The following is a 15648-nucleotide window of genomic DNA, read 5'->3' as shown; positions in this document are numbered from 1 at the left end:
CGTTAAGCCACCCTTATCCGATCATTTGGGGCACTGCGCCCCCGAATCCGCCCAGGCCTTGAACAGGGCGCCGAACTGCGCCTGCGTGCCCGGCGCCGGGGTTCGCTTCCCACCCGGATTCCAGCCCCAGCCCACCAGTTCGTCCTCGGCCATATGGTGGACGAGCTGCGCCATGTCCTTGCCGCCGTTGCGGTTCGGATCCTTGATCTGCTCGCAGATCTGACCGAGCGACTTGCCGACCCACGCCATTTCGGGAGGCGCGAGCATCCATTTCGGATTGCCGGGCACGCCGGCCGGCTCGTAATTTTTCTCGTGGTGGCAGGTGGTGCAGCGCATGCCCGTCGCGCCGATCCCGCCATCGCCTCGCACGACCAGCGGCATATGCGGACGCATGGCGTCGGTCTGGGTCGGACGCTCGCCGACCGGGTGGCAGTTCAGACAGCGCGGATGCTGGATGACCTTGCCGACCTCGGCGAAGAGGGCCAGCGACCGCTTCTTGCTATCCTTTATCCCGGCGAAGTCGGATACCGGTCGGAGCGTCTTCGCCATGGGCGGCGCAGCCGGCTCCTTGTCGGCGGCGATGCCCGCACCGGCGACGGCGAGGGCAAGGAGCGCCGACAGGCCGGCGACGCGCGCGATCATGCGCGCACCATCGGCAGGCGGGCGGGGCGCTTGTGGCCCAAGGCGGCCATTGCATTCGCGACGGCCGGCGCCAGCGGGGGCACGCCGGGCTCGCCGATGCCGGTCGGTGCTTCCTTGGACGGGACGATGACCACCTCGATCTCGGGCATCTCGTTGATCCTCAGCGACCGATAGTCGTTGAAGTTCGACACGGTAGGCCGACCCGCCTCCAGCGGCACTTCCGCATAGAGGGCGTGGCCGAGGGCGAAGCCGATGCCGCCTTCCAGCTGAGCCCGGATGATGTCGGGGTTGACCGCTACGCCGCAGTCGACTGCCGCCCACACCTTATGGACCTTGGGCTCGCCATTCTCGCCCATCGACACTTCGGCGATCTGCGCCACATAGCTGCTGAAGCTTTCCACGACGGCGACACCCCTTGCCCGACCATTGGCGGCTCGCGGGCCCTTCCAGTCCGCGAGCTTGGCCACGGCCTTCAACGCACCGGCGGCGCGCGGGTTGCCGGCCATCATGGCAAGGCGGCCTTCGACGGGGTCCTGGCCGGCGGCGACCAGCAACTGGTCGACGAAACACTCCACCGCATAGCCAGTGTGGGTGTGGCCGACCGAGCGCCACCAGAGGGTGCTGACCGGCGACTTTGCGACATGGGCGTCGCAGCGGAAATCGGCGATGTCGTAGAGCAGCTTGCTCGACCCCTCGCTCATGATCGCATCGACGCCGTTGCGGACGGCGAAGGCCTCGAAGGAGGAGCCGATCATGAAGGACTGGCCCATCATCGTGTTCGACCAGGCGGTGATCTTGCCGTCCTTGATGGCGCCTTTCAGGCGGTGGACGAACAGCGGGCGGTAATAGCCGCCATGGATGTCGTCCTCGCGCGTCCAGACCAGCTTGACCGGGGTACCGACGGGCATCGCCTTGGCGACCTCGGCAAGTTCTGCCGCGAGATGGCCGCTCGGCGTGGCGCGGCGGCCGAAGCTGCCGCCAGCCAGAAGCGTCTCGATCTCGACCTTGTCCATGGGGATGCCGAGCACCTGGGCGATGGCGCCCTGGTCGATCGTCTGCCCCTGCGATCCGAAGCGCGCTTTGGCAGTCGTGCCGTCGAAGACCATGAAGCCGTCGAGCGGTTCCATTGGCGCATGGGCGAGATAGGGGAAGACATATTCCGCCTCGATCACCTCACCGCCAGCGGCGAGCGCCTTGGCCGCGTCGCCCTTTTGACCGTGGACCGTGCCGGGCTGGCGCGTCTGCTCGAGATAGGCGGCGATCATCTCCTCGCTGCCGCGGGTCTCGGCCTTGCTGTCGTCCCATTCGATCCGCAGCGCCTTGCGGCCCTTGATCGCGGGCCACATGCCCCTGGCATAGACGGCGACGCCGGTGGAGATCTGCTTTACCGCGACCACGCCCTTGACCTTCAGAGCATCGGCCGCGTCGAAGCTGCGGACCGTACCCCCGAAGCGCGGGCTGCGCGCCACGAGCACGGTCAGCATGCCGGGTGCGGTCATGTCGATCGTGAACTTCGCGCGGCCGGTGGCCTTGTCGGCGCTGTCGACACGAACGCCGGGGCGGTCCTTGCCGATCAGCGTGTAGGCGGCCGGGTCCTTATAGGCGACCTGCTTGGGCATCGGCAGCTTCGAGGCCGCTTCGGCGAAAGTGCCGAAGCCGGCGGAGCGCTTGCTCTTGCCGTGGGAAATGACGCCCTTGGAGACGGCGATCTCCGAGACGGGAACCTTCCATGCGGTGGCGGCAGCCTGCACCAGCATGGCGCGGGCCATTGCGCCTGCCTGCCGCATCTGGTCGAAGCTGTTGGCGATCGCCGACGAACCGCCGGTCAGCTGTGCCCCGAGCATGAGGTTCGCATAGATTTTCGCATCGGCCGGCGCGCTCTGCACGCGGACCTTCGACCAGTCGGCGTCGAGTTCGTCTGCCGCGATCGTGGCGAGGCCCGTATAGGGCCCCTGACCGAATTCGATATGCTTCGACAGGATCGTCACGACGTCATCCGCGCCGATGCGGATGAAGGCGTTTGGCGTAATCGGCGGCGGACCTTTGGCCGCCTGCGCCTTGAGGCCGCCGACCGGCAGGCAGACGCCGACGACGAGCGCGCCGGCGGCCTTGAGTGCGTCGCGACGCGACAGCGTCATGTCATGTGCGCCCATGTCAGGCCTCCGTCAGCGATTTGGCGGCCGCGTGGATCGCGGAGCGGATGCGGACATAGGTGGCGCAGCGGCAGAGATTGCCGTTCATCGCCAGGTCGATGTCCTCGTCGGTGGGCTGGGGCTTCTCCCGCAGCAGCGCGACCGCGCTCATCACCTGGCCCGACTGGCAATAGCCACACTGCGGCACGTCATGCGCGACCCAGGCCGCCTGGACAGCCTTTGCCTCGGGACCTTCGACCGCCTCGATCGTCCTGATCTCGCCGCTGACGCCCGAGATGGGCATCGAGCAGGAGCGGATCGGCTGCCCGTCCATATGGACGGTGCAGGCGCCGCACATCGCCACGCCGCAGCCGAACTTCGTGCCGGTCAGGCCGAGGTCGTCGCGCAGGACCCACAGGAGCGGCGTGTCGTCGTCCACGTCGACGCTACGGCTTTCGCCGTTGACGGTAATGCTGAAGCTCATCGGAGGCACCCTCTGTTCGGCGCATGGCGCGCGCCCATGAACGAATGATACGTACCGTTCGGTTTCTGTAAACCCGGAAATGCGGCCAGATGGATGGAACCGTCTCCGGCTGCTATCGTCTTTGCTCCATGGTCGACTGGATCGAAGCCTCTCCCCGCGGCATCTATGTGCGGCCCGCCAATGCCTGGATCGACCCATCGATCCCGGTCGACCGGGCGCTGATCACCCATGGCCATGCCGATCATGCGCGCGGCGGGCACCGCGAGGCCTGGGCCACACCCGAGACGCTGGCGATCATGCGTCTCCGCTACGGCGCCGTGGACGGCAAACCGGTGGCCTATGGAGAATCGGTGCGGGTCGGCGGGGTCGAGGCGAGCTTCGTGCCCGCCGGCCATGTGCTCGGGTCGGCGCAGATATTGCTCGAACATGCCGGCGAACGCGTCGTTGTGACCGGCGATTACAAGCGGCGCGCCGATCCGACCTGCCCGCCGTTCCAGCCGGTGCCCTGCGACATCCTCATAACCGAGGCGACCTTCGGACTTCCGGTGTTCCGCCACCCGCCGATAGGGCAGGAAATGGACCGGCTGCTGGCGGCGCTTCACGCGGCGCCGGACCGGTGCGTGGTCGTCGGGGCCTATGCGCTGGGCAAGGCGCAGCGGGTGATCGCCGAACTGCGTGCCCATGGTCATACCAATCCTATCTTCATCCATGGCGCGCTCGAGAAGATGTGCGATCTCTATCGCGACTTCGGTGTCGACCTCGGCCCGCTGATCCCGGCCACCGCCGCCAACAAGGATGCGATGCGCGGCAGCATCGTGCTGTGCCCGCCTTCCGCGCTCAACGACCGCTGGTCGCGGCGACTGCCCGATCCGATAACCGCTATGGCCTCGGGCTGGATGCGGGTCCGACAGCGCGCCCGGCAGAAGAATGTCGAACTGCCTTTGGTCATTTCCGACCATGCCGACTGGGACGAACTGACGGACACGGTCCGCGAGGTGGCGCCGCGCGAATTATGGGTGACGCATGGGCGCGAGGAGGCGCTCGTCCACTGGTGCGCACTCAACCAGATCCGGGCCCGGGCGCTGGCGCTGGTCGGTTACGAAGATGAGGACGAAGGCTGATGCGCGCCTTCTCCCAACTGCTCGACGGCCTCGTCTACACCCGCTCGCGCAACGCCAAGCTGGCATTGATCGCCGATTACATGCGCACCGCCCCCGATCCCGACAGAGGCTGGGCGCTGGCCGCGCTGACCGGCGACCTCAACCTGCCGGCGGTCAAGGCGTCCGCGATCCAGGCGATCGTCGACGAGCGGGTCGATCCCACCCTGTTCCGCATGAGCCGCGACTATGTCGGCGATCTCGCGGAGACCGTCGCGCTGCTCTGGCCCAAGCGGCTCGACCAGCCGGCGGAGATCGACGACGGATCGCTGACGCTCGGCGCGGTGGTCGACCGCCTGATGAAGCTGGGCAGAGCGGAGGCGCCGGCCGCACTGGGCGAGATGCTCGACCATCTCGACTCGCCGGGGCGCTTCGCCCTGCTCAAGCTGGCGACCGGCGGTTTGCGCGTCGGCATCTCTTCGCGCCTCGCCAAGACCGGTTTCGCCCAGGCCTTCGATCTCGACGTCGAAGCGGTCGAAGAAGTCTGGCACGCGCTGAAGCCACCCTATGCCGAACTTTTCGTCTGGGGGCAGGGCGGGGAGCGTCCCGATCCGCGCGGTACGCCCTTCTTCCGCCCCTTCATGCTGGCCCATCCGCTCGAAGACGGCACCGTCGACCTCGGCGACTATGCCGCCGAATGGAAATGGGACGGCATTCGCGTGCAGATCGTCGGCACCGGTGACGCCGTGCGCCTTTATAGCCGTGCGGGCGACGACATCACCGCGACCTTCCCCGACGTGGCAGCCGCTGCGGCAGGGCTCGACGGCGTGCTCGACGGCGAGATGCTCGTGCGCGGCGAGGCGCAGGGGCGCGAGGAACATGGCGGCTCGGCCGCCTCGTTCAACGCGCTGCAGCAGCGGCTCGGTCGCAAGACCGTTTCCGCGCGCATGCTCGGCGACTATCCCGCCTTTGTCAGGCTGTACGACCTGCTCATCGACGGCGAAGAAGATCTGCGCGAACTGCCCTGGAGTGAACGCCGTACGCGGCTGGAGACCTTTGCCAGCCGGCTCGATCCCGACCGCTTTGACGTGTCGACGGTGATAGCGGCGCGCGATTTCGACGAGCTCGCGGAGACCCGCGCGGGTGCCCGCGACGCAGCGATCGAGGGCGTGATGCTCAAGCGCCGCGACAGCCCCTATGTCGCGGGCCGCCGCACCGGCCTCTGGTATAAATGGAAGCGCGATCCGCTGACGATCGACTGCGTGATGATGTATGCGCAGCGCGGGCACGGCAAAAGGTCGAGCTTCTATTCCGACTACACTTTCGGCTGCTGGTCGGGTGATCCCGAACAGGGCGGCGAACTCCTGCCGGTCGCCAAGGCCTATTCGGGTTTCACCGACGAAGAGCTCAAATGGCTCGACAGCTTCGTCCGCAACAATACCCTCAACCGCTTCGGTCCAGTGCGCGAGGTCGAGAAGACGCTGGTCGTCGAACTCGCCTTCGACAGCGTGCACGAGAGCCGGCGCCACAAGTCGGGCGTCGCAATGCGCTTCCCCCGCATCGCCCGCATCCGCCGTGACAAGCCGGCGGCGGAAGCTGACAGCATCGACAGCCTCCGCCGGTTGATCGCCTGACCGGCGTCAGCCGGTCGTTTCCGCCGACAGCGGTGTTGGAGCGGCATCGACCGGCTGGAGGCGGCGCGGATCGGTGTCCGCATGGACCGGATAGTCGGTGTAGCCCTCGGACCCTTGCGTATAATAGGTCGCGATGTCCGGACGAGTGATGTCCAGCCCGTCGCGATAGCGCTCCGCTAGATCGGGATTGGAGATATAGGCCTGCCCGAAGGCGATCATGTCGGCTGCGCCCTTGGCAATCGTCGCGGCGGCCGTCCGACGGGTGAAGCCGGCGACGAACATCGCCGGACCGTCGAACAGCGGGCGCAGCGTGCCGTAGACGTCCCACTCCATCCCGTAATTGCCGATCTGGAGATAGGCGATGCCGCGCTTCGACAGTTCGCGTACGACATAGGTGTAGGTCGCGACGGGATCGTCGTCGAACACGTCATGGAAGGTCCAGCCTGGCCCGATTTTGACCGCGACGAAGCCGGGGTCGGTCGCGGCGATCATCGCGTCGACGCAGGCGAGCAGGAAGGCCGCGCGCTTCTCGACGCTGCCGCCCCAATCGTCGGTGCGGACATTGGCGTTGGTCGACAGGAACTGCATCGGCAGATAGCCCGAGGCCGCGTGAACCTCGACGCCGTCGAAGCCCGCCTGGCGCGCCAGCGCGGCGCAGCGCGCATATTCGTCGATGACGCCCAGCACCTCGGCATGGGTCATGGCGCGAGGTTCGGGATAGGGACGCTTCGGGCGCGGGCAGTTAACCGTATAATGGCGCGCCTTGGGATCGGGCTGCACGGCGGAGGGCGCGATCGGTTGCTCGCCGTCGAGCATCAGCGGATCCGAGAGCCGACCGACATGCATGATCTGTCCGAAGATCGCACCGCCGGCAACGTGGACGGCATCGGTGACCCGCTTCCAGCCAGCGACATGGCGATCATTGTGCAGGCCGGGGGTGAAGAGATAGCCGCAGCCCATCGGCCCCGGATAGATGCCCTCGCTGACGATCAGGCCGGCCGATGCCCGCTGGCGATAATAATCGACATTGAGATTGGTCGGCGTGCCGTCGAGCAGCGAGCGCTGTCGCGTCATCGGGGCCATCGCCATGCGGTTGGCTATGGTGACGTTGCCGACGCGCAGCGGCGTGAACATCGCGTCCAACGGGTCAGTGCTCATTCGCTTGGTCCTTTTATCATGGTGGCGCCGTCAGACGCCCTGCATGCCGATATCGGGTCGTGCGCGTGCGCCGAGCGCCGCGGCCTTTTCGAACAGGCTTCGGTCGCCTTGCTCCCAGGTGATGTTGAGGCGGCAGGCCGCGATCTTCCAGCCGGACGGCGTCCTGATGAAGCGCTCGGTATAATAGCCGCCCATCATTTGCGCCTCATCGCCCAACTGATGCCGCGCGGTCATGTTGGTCACGCAGTCGGCCTCGTCGCCTGCCAGCGTGATGAACTGCCCGCTGAAGACATGCTGGGTCGCGTCGAAGGGGGCGAGGGTCGCCTTGACCATTTCGACCCAGCGATCGGCGGGGATCGTCTCGCGGATTCCGGCCCAATCGAAAAAGTCGAAGGCGACCTCGTCGGTGAAGATCGAGCGATAGAGCGGCCAGTCGCGCCGGTCGACGGCAAAGGCGTAGGTCTGCTTGACGTCATGGATTGCGGCCCTGTCGAGCAGGTCCTGAAGCCCGGATGGTGGTCGTGGCAGATCCATGGCGCTCTCCGTTGCGGCGGATCCTGGCCCGCTTCGGTCCGCACAGGGCCGCATAAGCGCGGCATCCACAAGCTGGGCAAAAGCCTAGCTGCGGGACGGCCGACCGCTGATAGTCTTCCTGCTGGATCGGTCTCGATGGACCGGCAAGCGAGAGGAATGCCGATGTCGGTCGCAGCACCCGGCCCAGAGGAAATCGCCGCGCGCCTCGCGATCGCCGATGTCCTGCACCGCTACTGTCGCGCGATGGACCGGATGGACCGCGACCTGGCGCTGTCCTGCTGGCATCCGGGTGGCACCGACGAGCACGCGCCCTTGTTCGTCGGCACGGCGGAGGGCTTCGTCGACTGGGTGTGGCGGATCCACCAGCCGATGCTGCTGACGCGGCATGTCCTGTCCAACATCCAGATCGAGGTCGATGGTGAACGCGCCTGGTCCGAAAGCTATTGGGACGTGTTGCTGCGTATCCGCGACGGGGCGACCATGACCGACATCACCGGCGGCGGGCGCTATCTCGATTATCTCGAATGTCGCGGCGGGCTGTGGGCGATCGTCCATCGCCGCTCCGTCCATGACTGGGATCGCGTCGACCCCGTCGGGCGGACCATGGCCGACGGCGACGCGGTTCCGCCCAACAACCCCGGAGCGCGCCTGCACCTCGCGACTCGCGACGCGCTTGACCCATCCTATGCCTTTCTCGGCGGCCATCTGACCCGCTTCGACTGACGTCGGCCACCTCGCCCGGAGCGGCTCGCCCGCGCCGGCGGAACCATCGCCTCCAACGGGCTTTGACTCCGCATTCGCAGGGGCAGGAGAATAGAGCATGGCCGCGCGCGCTTACTGGCAGGGGCAGATCCGTCTTGCCCTCGTCTCGATCCCCGTCGAAATCTACAGCGCAACCAACAGCAGCGCGCAGGTCGCTTTTCATCAGGTGCACGAGCCCAGCGGCAAGCGCATCCGCTACGAAAAGATCGTGCCCGGCATCGGACCGATCGACACCGACGATATCGTCAAGGGTTTCGAGGTGTCGAAGGGCAATTATGTCCTGCTGGAGCAGGACGAGATCGATGCGGTAAAGCTGGAGAGCAAGCGAACGCTGGAGCTGGTCCAGTTCGTCGACGCGCACGAGATCGACGTCCTCTATTTCGAGAAGCCCTATTATGTCGTTCCGGCGGACGAGCTGGCAGAAGAAGCCTTCATCGTCCTGCGCGAGGCGCTGCGGCGGACCAAGAAGGTCGGTCTGGGCCAGCTCGCCATGCGCGGGCGCGAATATGTCGTGAGCCTCAAGCCCTGTGGGCGGGGCATGGTGCTCGAAACGCTCCGCTATGCGGACGAGCTGCGCAAGGCGCATAGCTATTTTCGGGAGATTCCCGATAGCAAGCCCGATGCCGACCTTCTCGATCTTGCGGAGACGCTGATCGAGAAGAAGAGCGCTAAGTTCGACGCGAGCGAGTTTCACGATCGCTATGTCGACGCGCTGAAGGGCCTCATCGAGAAGAAGAGCAAGGCCAAGGGCCGCAAGATCATCGAGGATCCGGAGGACGCCCCACGCGCGAAGGGCAACGTCATCGACCTGATGGCGGCACTCAAGAAATCGGTCGACGGAGGCACGCGGTCGCGCGCTGCTGCGCAACGGGAGCCGGAAAAGGACGAGGCCGACACCAAGCCCAAGACCGCCAAGGCACGGTCGACCGCCAAGAAGGCTGCCACCAAAGCACCAGCGGCGAAGTCCCGAGCCTCCAAGACGGCTGCTGCCAAGTCCGGCACCAGCCCCGCCCGCAAGCGTGCCTGACCATGGCGCGGCTGGACGACTATAACCGGAAGCGCGACTTTGGGCGGACGCGCGAGCCCGCAGGCAAGCTCGGCCCGAAAGGCGGGCATCGCTTCATCGTCCAGAAGCATGATGCGACCCGCCTCCATTATGATTTCCGGCTCGAAATGGATGGCGTCTTGAAAAGCTGGGCGGTCGCGCGCGGACCGAGCCCCGATCCTGCCGACAAGCGGCTGGCCGTTCGCACCGAGGATCACCCGATCAGCTATGCCGAGTTCGAAGGCTGCATTCCCGCAGGCGAATATGGCGGGGGTACGGTCATGCTGTGGGACATCGGCACCTGGGCGCCGATCCCGGGCAAGAGCGAGCGCGACCTGGACGAGGGCCATCTCCACTTCACGCTCGAGGGTGAACGGATGAAGGGCGAATGGCTGCTCGTCCGGATGAAGCCGCGTCCCGGCGAGAAACGAGAGAACTGGCTGCTCCGCAAGGTCGAGGACGCGGCGGCCGGCGGCAGCGACGATCTGGTCGGCACCGCCCTGACCAGCGTGAAGACGGGGCGGACGATGGCGGAGATCGCGGCCGACCAGGACGGGGAGATCAGTCTGGCCGGGAAGAAAGGCAAGGCGTTCGACGCTGCCATGGCGCGTGCGGACGATCATGCCGCAAAGGTCGGGAAGACCGGCAGGGCGCGGCCCAAAGCAGCGCGCAGGAAGACACCGGCGGCACTGCCGGCCTTTCGTCCGCCGCAACTGGCAACGCTCGTCGATACCGTGCCCGTCGGGCGCACCTGGATCCATGAGATCAAGTTCGATGGCTATCGGGCACTCGTCGCCGCGTCCGGCGGAAATGTGCGCATATATACCCGCTCCGGCCTCGACTGGACCGACAAGTTCGAGCCGGTCGCGGGCGCCGTCGCCGCACTCGACCTGCCGTCCTGCCTGATGGATGGAGAGATCGTCGCGCTCGACGACAAGGGCAATCCCAGCTTTTCTGAGCTTCAGAAGCGCATCAAGGGCGAGAGCGACGCCCCGCTCCACCTCTATCTGTTCGACCTGCTGATGGAGGAAGGCGAGGACCTGACCAAATTGGGTACGGTCGAGCGAAAGTCGCGTCTGTCCGCGCTGGTGGCGGCCGATGCGTCGGTGGTCGTCCAGGTGGCCGACCATGTGATCGGGGCAGGCGAGAAACTGTTCGATGCTATGTGTGGCGCGGGGCAGGAGGGCATCATCAGCAAAAGGGCCGACGCTCCCTATCGGGGCGGGCGCTCCAGGGACTGGCTCAAGACCAAATGCACGCGGCGGCAGGAGTTCGTCATCATCGGATGGAGCCCGAGCAGCGCACGGGGGCGCCCCTTCCGGTCCCTGCTGCTGGGCCACCATGTCGACGGCAAACTTGTCTATGCCGGTAAGGTTGGGACGGGCTTCGACCAGGACGGCATGACGGCCTTGGCCGAGCTTTTCGCCAAGCGGTCACGCAAGACGCCGCCTGCCGAGGCTCCCCGGAGCGAGGCCCGGGATGCGCACTGGGTCAGGCCGGATCTGGTTGCCGAAGTCGCCTTTGCGGAGTTCACCCATGAGGGGGTGCTGCGGCATGCGAGCTTCCTGGGGCTGCGCGGCGACAAGGAAGCGACCGACGTGCGCCTCGAGGAGCCGGTTCCGGTGCAGGAGGCCATCCGCCGGGATGTCGCCGAGGACGTCGTGATCACCAATGCGGATCGTGTGATCTTCCCCGAATCCAAGACGACCAAGGGCGATCTCGCCGACTATTATCGGGCGATCGGTCCGGTCATGCTCCCCTGGGTGGCGAACCGACCGGTCAGCCTCGTGCGCTGCCCCCAGGGGCGCGGCCGTCAGTGTTTCTTTCAGAAGCATGATTCGGGCTCGTTCGGCGATCATGTGAAGCATGTGCCGATCCGCGAAAAGGACGGCGGGGCCGAGGATTATCTCTACGTCGAGGATATCGCCGGCCTTGTCGCCTGCGTGCAGATGGGGACGATCGAGTTCCACGGCTGGGGATCTCGCATCGAGGATGTCGAGAAGCCCGACCGGTTGATCTTCGATCTCGATCCCGACGAAGGCCTGGATTTCGCCGACGTGAAGAAGGCGGCGCGCGACATAAGGACGATGCTGGCGGATATCGGGCTCGTCAGTTTCGCCCTGCTTTCGGGCGGCAAGGGCGTCCATGTCGTGGTTCCGCTCCGTCCCGAAGCGGAATGGCCGGCAGTGAAGGATTTCGCCCAGCGCTTCGCCCAGGCGCTCGCCCAGGCCGAGCCGGAACGCTTCGTGGCGACCATGGCGAAGGCGAAGCGGATCGGGCGCATCTTCATCGACTATCTGCGCAACCAGCGCGGCTCGACCGCGGTCATACCCTATTCCGCCCGGGCGCGGCCGGGGGCGCCCGTAGCTGCGCCGATCTCGTGGGAGGAACTGGACGGGTTCGACACGGCCGGGGCGTTCAGCATTACCGGCGCCGATCTGCTGTTGAAGCGTGCGTCGTCGCGGGCGCTAAAAGGGTGGGGCGTGGCCGACCAGACCCTGCCGGATCTATGATGGTCGATCTATGATGGTCGTGCCGAAGCGAGGGGAGCCCGCATGTTCGTAGCCGTTTACTGGTGGAAGGTTCATCCGGGCAAGGAGGAGCAATTCGTTCGCGCCTGGACCCGGGGCACCGACCTGATCCGCGAAATCTATGGCAGCTACGGATCGCGCCTTCACCGTGATTCGGACGGCCGGTTCGTCGGCTATGCCGAATGGCCGGACGAGGCGACCTGGCGATACGCCTTCGATCACAAGATGACCTATGAAGAGCCGGAGACGCGCCAGGCCTTCGAGGATGCGGTGTGCGAGGTCCCCGCCGACGCCGATCCGATCTTCACGATGACGGTGGTCAGCGACCGGCTGGTCACCCGGACCGTGCCCGCAACGGACTGAACCCGCGTCGTGCCGCTTCGTTGGTCGGGCGAAGGAGATCACCATGACCGACCAGCACGAACCTATGATCCACGAGGATGACCTGCCGGGTCACGAGAGCGGACTCGACCCCAAGCCCGACTGGGCGCCCCGCTATCCCGGATCGGGCCGTCTCGAGGGCAAGGTGGCGCTGATCACCGGCGCTGACAGCGGAATCGGTCGCGCCGTCGCGGCGCTCTATGCCCGCGAGGGTGCCGACGTCGCCATCCTCTATCTATGCGAGCATGACGACGCGGCAAAAACCGTCGAGATCGTCGAGCGCGAGGGCCGCCGGGCTATCGCCATCCCGGGCGACGTCGGCGACAAGGCCTTTTGCGACGAGGCGGTCGCGAAGGTGATCGAAACCTTCGGCAGTCTCGACATTCTGGTCAACAATGCCGGCGAACAGCACCCCGATCAGGACATCACCGACATCACCGAAGAGCAGCTGCGCCGGACGTTCCAGACGAACATCTTCGGCATGTTCTTCCTGACGCAAGCCGCACGGCCACATCTGCGTGCTGGCGCCGCCATCATCAACTGCACGTCGGTGACGATGTATCAGGGTAGCAAGGAACTGCTCGACTATTCGAGCACCAAGGGCGCGATCACCGCCTTCACGCGCTCGCTATCCGAAAATCTGGTGGGGGAGGGCATTCGCGTGAATGCGGTCGCGCCGGGCCCGATCTGGACGCCGCTCAATCCGTGCGGCGGCGCGAGCGAGGAGAAGCTTGCTCATTTCGGCGAGTCCACCCCGATGGGGCGCCCGGGCCAGCCGAATGAGGTGGCGCCGTCCTTCCTCTTCCTGGCGTGCGAGGATGCGAGCTACATGTCCGGGCAGGTGCTGCACCCGAATGGAGGGATCATCGTCAACGGCTGAGCGCGCCACGCACCCCTCGGCACAAAAGAAAACGGGCGCCCCTTTCAAGGCGCCCGTTCCTTTCAGCAATTCCGGTCCGGTACGGACCTGGAGATTACTTCGCGTCCTTGACGGCGTCAGCAGCTTCCTCAGCGGCATCGGCCTTGTTCTCAAGCGCGCTCTCGACGGCCTCGTTCGAGGCATAGTCGGCGGCGTTCTCGAGCACCTCAGCCTGGTTCTCCAGGGCAGCGGCGGTGTTGTCGGCGGCGTTCTCGGCCGGAGTTTGCTTGTTGCAGGCGGCCAGGGCGATCAGACCAGCAGCAACGACGACTACGCTCAGCTTTTTCATTCGAGCAGCTCCCAAAGCATTTTAACGGCCGGCTCGAACGCCGTACCTCGGGTTGACATAACGCCGAAGATAAGAGCGTCAACGGAAAATCGACATGAATCCAAGGCTTAAAAGGTAACGACGCCCGTAACGAAAATCCCGAAAGCGACGGATTTCATAGGGTCGTTACAGGTCCAGCCGTTCTGCCAGCGACAGTCTATCGAGAATATTCGCCGTCTCGTCCCGCACGGACAACATGACGGCGCGCAACCGGCACTTGGCCTCGTCTATGCAGTGGTCGCAGGGCGCATAGGCGAGACGGGCGGCGCAGGGCACCAATGCCAGCGATCCGCGTGTCGCCCGCACGATGTCGCCATAGGTGATCTCGGCCGGCGGCCGTGACAGCCAATAGCCGCCCTCCTTGCCCCGCATCGTCTCGACGAAACCCGCGCGCTTCATCTCCGACAGGATTACGGTGAGGAACTTGCCCGGAATATTCTGCTCGTCCGCGATCTCGGCCAGCTGGATCGGCCCCTTGCCGTACCGGTCTCCGAGATGGAGCAAGGCGCGTATCGCATATCGCGTTCTCTGTGACAGCACGGCCCGACCCTCTGAAGCTTGCGAACCATGTAGGCAAAGCCAACGATAATGGAAGAGTAGAGTTAGTAGACAAAGCGATCGGCCGCCAGTCGGCGAGCGATCCGGCTCGCACCCGGATGGCGCACATGCCCGCTTGCGTCGGGCGGGGGCTTTGCCTATGGAGCCCCGCACATGACGCGTCAGCGTTCGTGGCGATCGTAGTTCAATTGGTTAGAGCACCGGTTTGTGGTACCGGAAGTTGCGGGTTCAAGTCCCGTCGGTCGCCCCACCTTTTCAAGCATGAAGCAGCGTTATGCTCCGGCTTTTCCGGTGTGGCCGAGCCGTATGTTCCGCGGGCCCGCTTTAGGCTAGCCAATTTCCAGGAATAATTATATTACCTCAGATCGTAATAGAATTACGTGAGGTTGTAATGATCGCTCCCTGGTCCCTTCCCGATTTCGATGATCACGAGGGCGTGCACCTCTTCCGCGACGCGGCATCGGGGCTAACGGCGGTGATTGCGGTGCATTCGACCCATCTCGGGCCGGCAGCCGGCGGCACGCGTTTCTGGCATTATGCCGACCAGGCCGAGGCGATCACCGACGTGCTGCGCCTGTCGCGGGGCATGAGCTTCAAGAATGCCATGGCCGGACTGCCGATGGGCGGCGGCAAGGCCGTGGTTCTGGCCGATCCGCTGCGGACGAAGACCCCCGAGATGCTCGCTGCCTTCGGCCGTGCGGTCGATTCGCTCGGCGGGCGCTATGTGACCGCCGAGGATGTCGGCATGTCCGACGCAGACATGGTCGCGATCTCGCAACAGACGAAGCATGTGTCGGGCCTGCCTGTCGCCGCCGGTAATGCGGGCGGCGATCCCGGTCCGACGACGGCGCTCGGCGTGTATCTGGGGGTCCGTGCCGCGATCGCGCGGGGGCTCGGCAAGAGCGACCCGCGCGGGGTCCATGTCGCGATCCAGGGCGTGGGCAGCGTCGGTGGGGCGCTGGCGCGGTTGCTGGCCGCCGATGGTGCGCGGCTGACCCTGGCCGATGCGGACGCGAAGCGCGCCCGCGCGCTGGCCGCCGAACTCGGCGCGGAGCTGGTTTCGACCGGCGAGATCATGGCGGTGGAGGCCGATGTTCTGAGCCCTTGCGCGCTCGGCGCGGTGCTCGACGAGCGCAGCATCGCCGCGCTGCAGGTCGGGATCGTCGCGGGTGCGGCGAACAACCAGCTGGCCACCCAGGCCGATGCCGACCGCATCCATGCGCGCGGCATTCTCTATGCGCCGGACTATGTCATCAATGCCGGTGGCATCATCAACGTCGCGCTCGAATATCTCGGGCAGGGCGATCGGGCCGAAGTGGAAGCGCGGGTCGCGCGCATCCCCGAGCGTCTTGAGGCGATCTGGTCCGAAAGTGCCGCCAGCGGCGTTGCGGCGGCGGTCGTCGCCGATCGCATGGCGATGCGCCTGATCGGCCGGGGCTGAGG

Annotated in this window: 15 protein-coding genes and 1 tRNA gene; 9 read left to right on the top strand and 7 right to left on the bottom strand. The window is 65.9% G+C overall.

The genetic code is table 11. The features are described 5' to 3' along the window. Positions 1–21 precede the first annotated feature (21 nt). Genes G6P88_RS08125 through G6P88_RS08115 form a run of 3 tightly spaced genes read right to left on the bottom strand, consistent with a single transcriptional unit; the run spans position 22 to position 3258 of the window. Complete coding sequence (locus G6P88_RS08125; protein ID WP_165322698.1) at positions 22–642, bottom strand: Isoquinoline 1-oxidoreductase subunit; 621 nt, start codon at positions 640–642, stop codon at positions 22–24. Continuing rightward, positions 639–2795, bottom strand: coding sequence for a xanthine dehydrogenase family protein molybdopterin-binding subunit (locus G6P88_RS08120; protein WP_165322697.1), 2157 nt, complete (start codon positions 2793–2795; stop codon positions 639–641). Before G6P88_RS08120 ends, G6P88_RS08125 begins: the two co-directional genes overlap by 4 nt. Before the next feature lies 1 nt (position 2796). After that, positions 2797–3258 carry a (2Fe-2S)-binding protein gene (locus G6P88_RS08115; protein WP_165322696.1) on the bottom strand — a complete coding sequence of 154 codons (462 nt, stop codon included), beginning with the start codon at positions 3256–3258 and terminating at the stop codon, positions 2797–2799. A gap of 128 nt (positions 3259–3386) precedes the next feature. On the opposite strand from G6P88_RS08115, the gene G6P88_RS08110 reads away from it, so the two are divergent. Beyond that, positions 3387–4379, top strand: a complete 993-nt coding sequence (locus tag G6P88_RS08110) for a ligase-associated DNA damage response exonuclease (RefSeq protein WP_165322695.1) — start codon at positions 3387–3389, stop codon at positions 4377–4379. Next, the gene (locus G6P88_RS08105; protein ID WP_165322694.1) at positions 4379–5989 is read left to right on the top strand and encodes a cisplatin damage response ATP-dependent DNA ligase; all 1611 of its coding nucleotides are present in this window, start codon (positions 4379–4381) and stop codon (positions 5987–5989) included. Before G6P88_RS08110 ends, G6P88_RS08105 begins: the two co-directional genes overlap by 1 nt. Positions 5990–5995: 6 nt before the next feature. Here G6P88_RS08105 and G6P88_RS08100 read toward each other — a convergent pair whose 3' ends face one another. Next, a complete protein-coding gene (locus G6P88_RS08100) occupies positions 5996–7147 on the bottom strand; it encodes an alkene reductase (protein ID WP_165322693.1) in 1152 nt (383 codons plus the stop codon). A 30-nt stretch (positions 7148–7177) separates the two neighbouring features. After that, positions 7178–7681, bottom strand: a complete 504-nt coding sequence (locus tag G6P88_RS08095; protein WP_165322692.1) for a nuclear transport factor 2 family protein — start codon at positions 7679–7681, stop codon at positions 7178–7180. 162 nt (positions 7682–7843) lie between these two features. On the opposite strand from G6P88_RS08095, the gene G6P88_RS08090 reads away from it, so the two are divergent. From G6P88_RS08090 to G6P88_RS08070, 5 genes are all read left to right on the top strand, one after another. Then, complete coding sequence (locus tag G6P88_RS08090; protein WP_165322691.1) at positions 7844–8404, top strand: nuclear transport factor 2 family protein; 561 nt, start codon at positions 7844–7846, stop codon at positions 8402–8404. Positions 8405–8501: 97 nt separating this feature from the next. Continuing rightward, a complete protein-coding gene (gene ku, locus G6P88_RS08085) occupies positions 8502–9470 on the top strand; it encodes a non-homologous end joining protein Ku (protein WP_165322690.1) in 969 nt (322 codons plus the stop codon). A gap of 2 nt (positions 9471–9472) precedes the next feature. Then, complete coding sequence (gene ligD / locus G6P88_RS08080; protein ID WP_165322689.1) at positions 9473–12001, top strand: DNA ligase D; 2529 nt, start codon at positions 9473–9475, stop codon at positions 11999–12001. A gap of 42 nt (positions 12002–12043) precedes the next feature. Next, positions 12044–12382, top strand: coding sequence for an antibiotic biosynthesis monooxygenase family protein (locus tag G6P88_RS08075; RefSeq protein WP_165322688.1), 339 nt, complete (start codon positions 12044–12046; stop codon positions 12380–12382). A gap of 43 nt (positions 12383–12425) precedes the next feature. Beyond that, positions 12426–13280, top strand: coding sequence for an SDR family oxidoreductase (locus G6P88_RS08070; RefSeq protein WP_165322687.1), 855 nt, complete (start codon positions 12426–12428; stop codon positions 13278–13280). Positions 13281–13374: 94 nt separating this feature from the next. On the opposite strand, the gene G6P88_RS08065 is transcribed toward G6P88_RS08070, so the two are convergent. Both G6P88_RS08065 and G6P88_RS08060 read right to left on the bottom strand, forming a co-directional pair. Continuing rightward, positions 13375–13608, bottom strand: a complete 234-nt coding sequence (locus G6P88_RS08065) for a hypothetical protein (protein WP_165322686.1) — start codon at positions 13606–13608, stop codon at positions 13375–13377. A 165-nt stretch (positions 13609–13773) separates the two neighbouring features. Further along, complete coding sequence (locus tag G6P88_RS08060; protein ID WP_165322685.1) at positions 13774–14187, bottom strand: RrF2 family transcriptional regulator; 414 nt, start codon at positions 14185–14187, stop codon at positions 13774–13776. 191 nt (positions 14188–14378) lie between these two features. Between G6P88_RS08060 and G6P88_RS08055 the strand changes: the two genes are divergently transcribed. Together G6P88_RS08055 and G6P88_RS08050 are read left to right on the top strand one after the other, a co-directional pair. Next, positions 14379–14455 (top strand) — tRNA-His (locus G6P88_RS08055). A 141-nt stretch (positions 14456–14596) separates the two neighbouring features. Next, positions 14597–15646, top strand: coding sequence for a Glu/Leu/Phe/Val family dehydrogenase (locus G6P88_RS08050; protein ID WP_165322684.1), 1050 nt, complete (start codon positions 14597–14599; stop codon positions 15644–15646). Positions 15647–15648 lie beyond the last annotated feature (2 nt).

Origin of the sequence: Rhizorhabdus phycosphaerae, from assembly GCF_011044255.1 — a bacterium.
Classification (GTDB): domain Bacteria; phylum Pseudomonadota; class Alphaproteobacteria; order Sphingomonadales; family Sphingomonadaceae; genus Rhizorhabdus; species Rhizorhabdus phycosphaerae.
Note: the sequence above shows the minus strand (reverse complement) of the source record. Positions and strands in the feature narration are given on the sequence as shown.

What these genes read in the sequence shown, in the direction of transcription:
- G6P88_RS08125 (WP_165322698.1), bottom strand. Translation starts at nt 642, where the DNA reads ATGATCGCGCGCGTCGCCGGCCTGTCGGCGCTCCTTGCCCTCGCCGTC.
- G6P88_RS08120 (WP_165322697.1), bottom strand. Translation starts at nt 2,795, where the DNA reads ATGGGCGCACATGACATGACGCTGTCGCGTCGCGACGCACTCAAGGCC.
- G6P88_RS08115 (WP_165322696.1), bottom strand. Translation starts at nt 3,258, where the DNA reads ATGAGCTTCAGCATTACCGTCAACGGCGAAAGCCGTAGCGTCGACGTG.
- G6P88_RS08110 (WP_165322695.1), top strand. Translation starts at nt 3,387, where the DNA reads ATGGTCGACTGGATCGAAGCCTCTCCCCGCGGCATCTATGTGCGGCCC.
- G6P88_RS08105 (WP_165322694.1), top strand. Translation starts at nt 4,379, where the DNA reads ATGCGCGCCTTCTCCCAACTGCTCGACGGCCTCGTCTACACCCGCTCG.
- G6P88_RS08100 (WP_165322693.1), bottom strand. Translation starts at nt 7,147, where the DNA reads ATGAGCACTGACCCGTTGGACGCGATGTTCACGCCGCTGCGCGTCGGC.
- G6P88_RS08095 (WP_165322692.1), bottom strand. Translation starts at nt 7,681, where the DNA reads ATGGATCTGCCACGACCACCATCCGGGCTTCAGGACCTGCTCGACAGG.
- G6P88_RS08090 (WP_165322691.1), top strand. Translation starts at nt 7,844, where the DNA reads ATGTCGGTCGCAGCACCCGGCCCAGAGGAAATCGCCGCGCGCCTCGCG.
- ku (WP_165322690.1), top strand. Translation starts at nt 8,502, where the DNA reads ATGGCCGCGCGCGCTTACTGGCAGGGGCAGATCCGTCTTGCCCTCGTC.
- ligD (WP_165322689.1), top strand. Translation starts at nt 9,473, where the DNA reads ATGGCGCGGCTGGACGACTATAACCGGAAGCGCGACTTTGGGCGGACG.
- G6P88_RS08075 (WP_165322688.1), top strand. Translation starts at nt 12,044, where the DNA reads ATGTTCGTAGCCGTTTACTGGTGGAAGGTTCATCCGGGCAAGGAGGAG.
- G6P88_RS08070 (WP_165322687.1), top strand. Translation starts at nt 12,426, where the DNA reads ATGACCGACCAGCACGAACCTATGATCCACGAGGATGACCTGCCGGGT.
- G6P88_RS08065 (WP_165322686.1), bottom strand. Translation starts at nt 13,608, where the DNA reads ATGAAAAAGCTGAGCGTAGTCGTCGTTGCTGCTGGTCTGATCGCCCTG.
- G6P88_RS08050 (WP_165322684.1), top strand. Translation starts at nt 14,597, where the DNA reads ATGATCGCTCCCTGGTCCCTTCCCGATTTCGATGATCACGAGGGCGTG.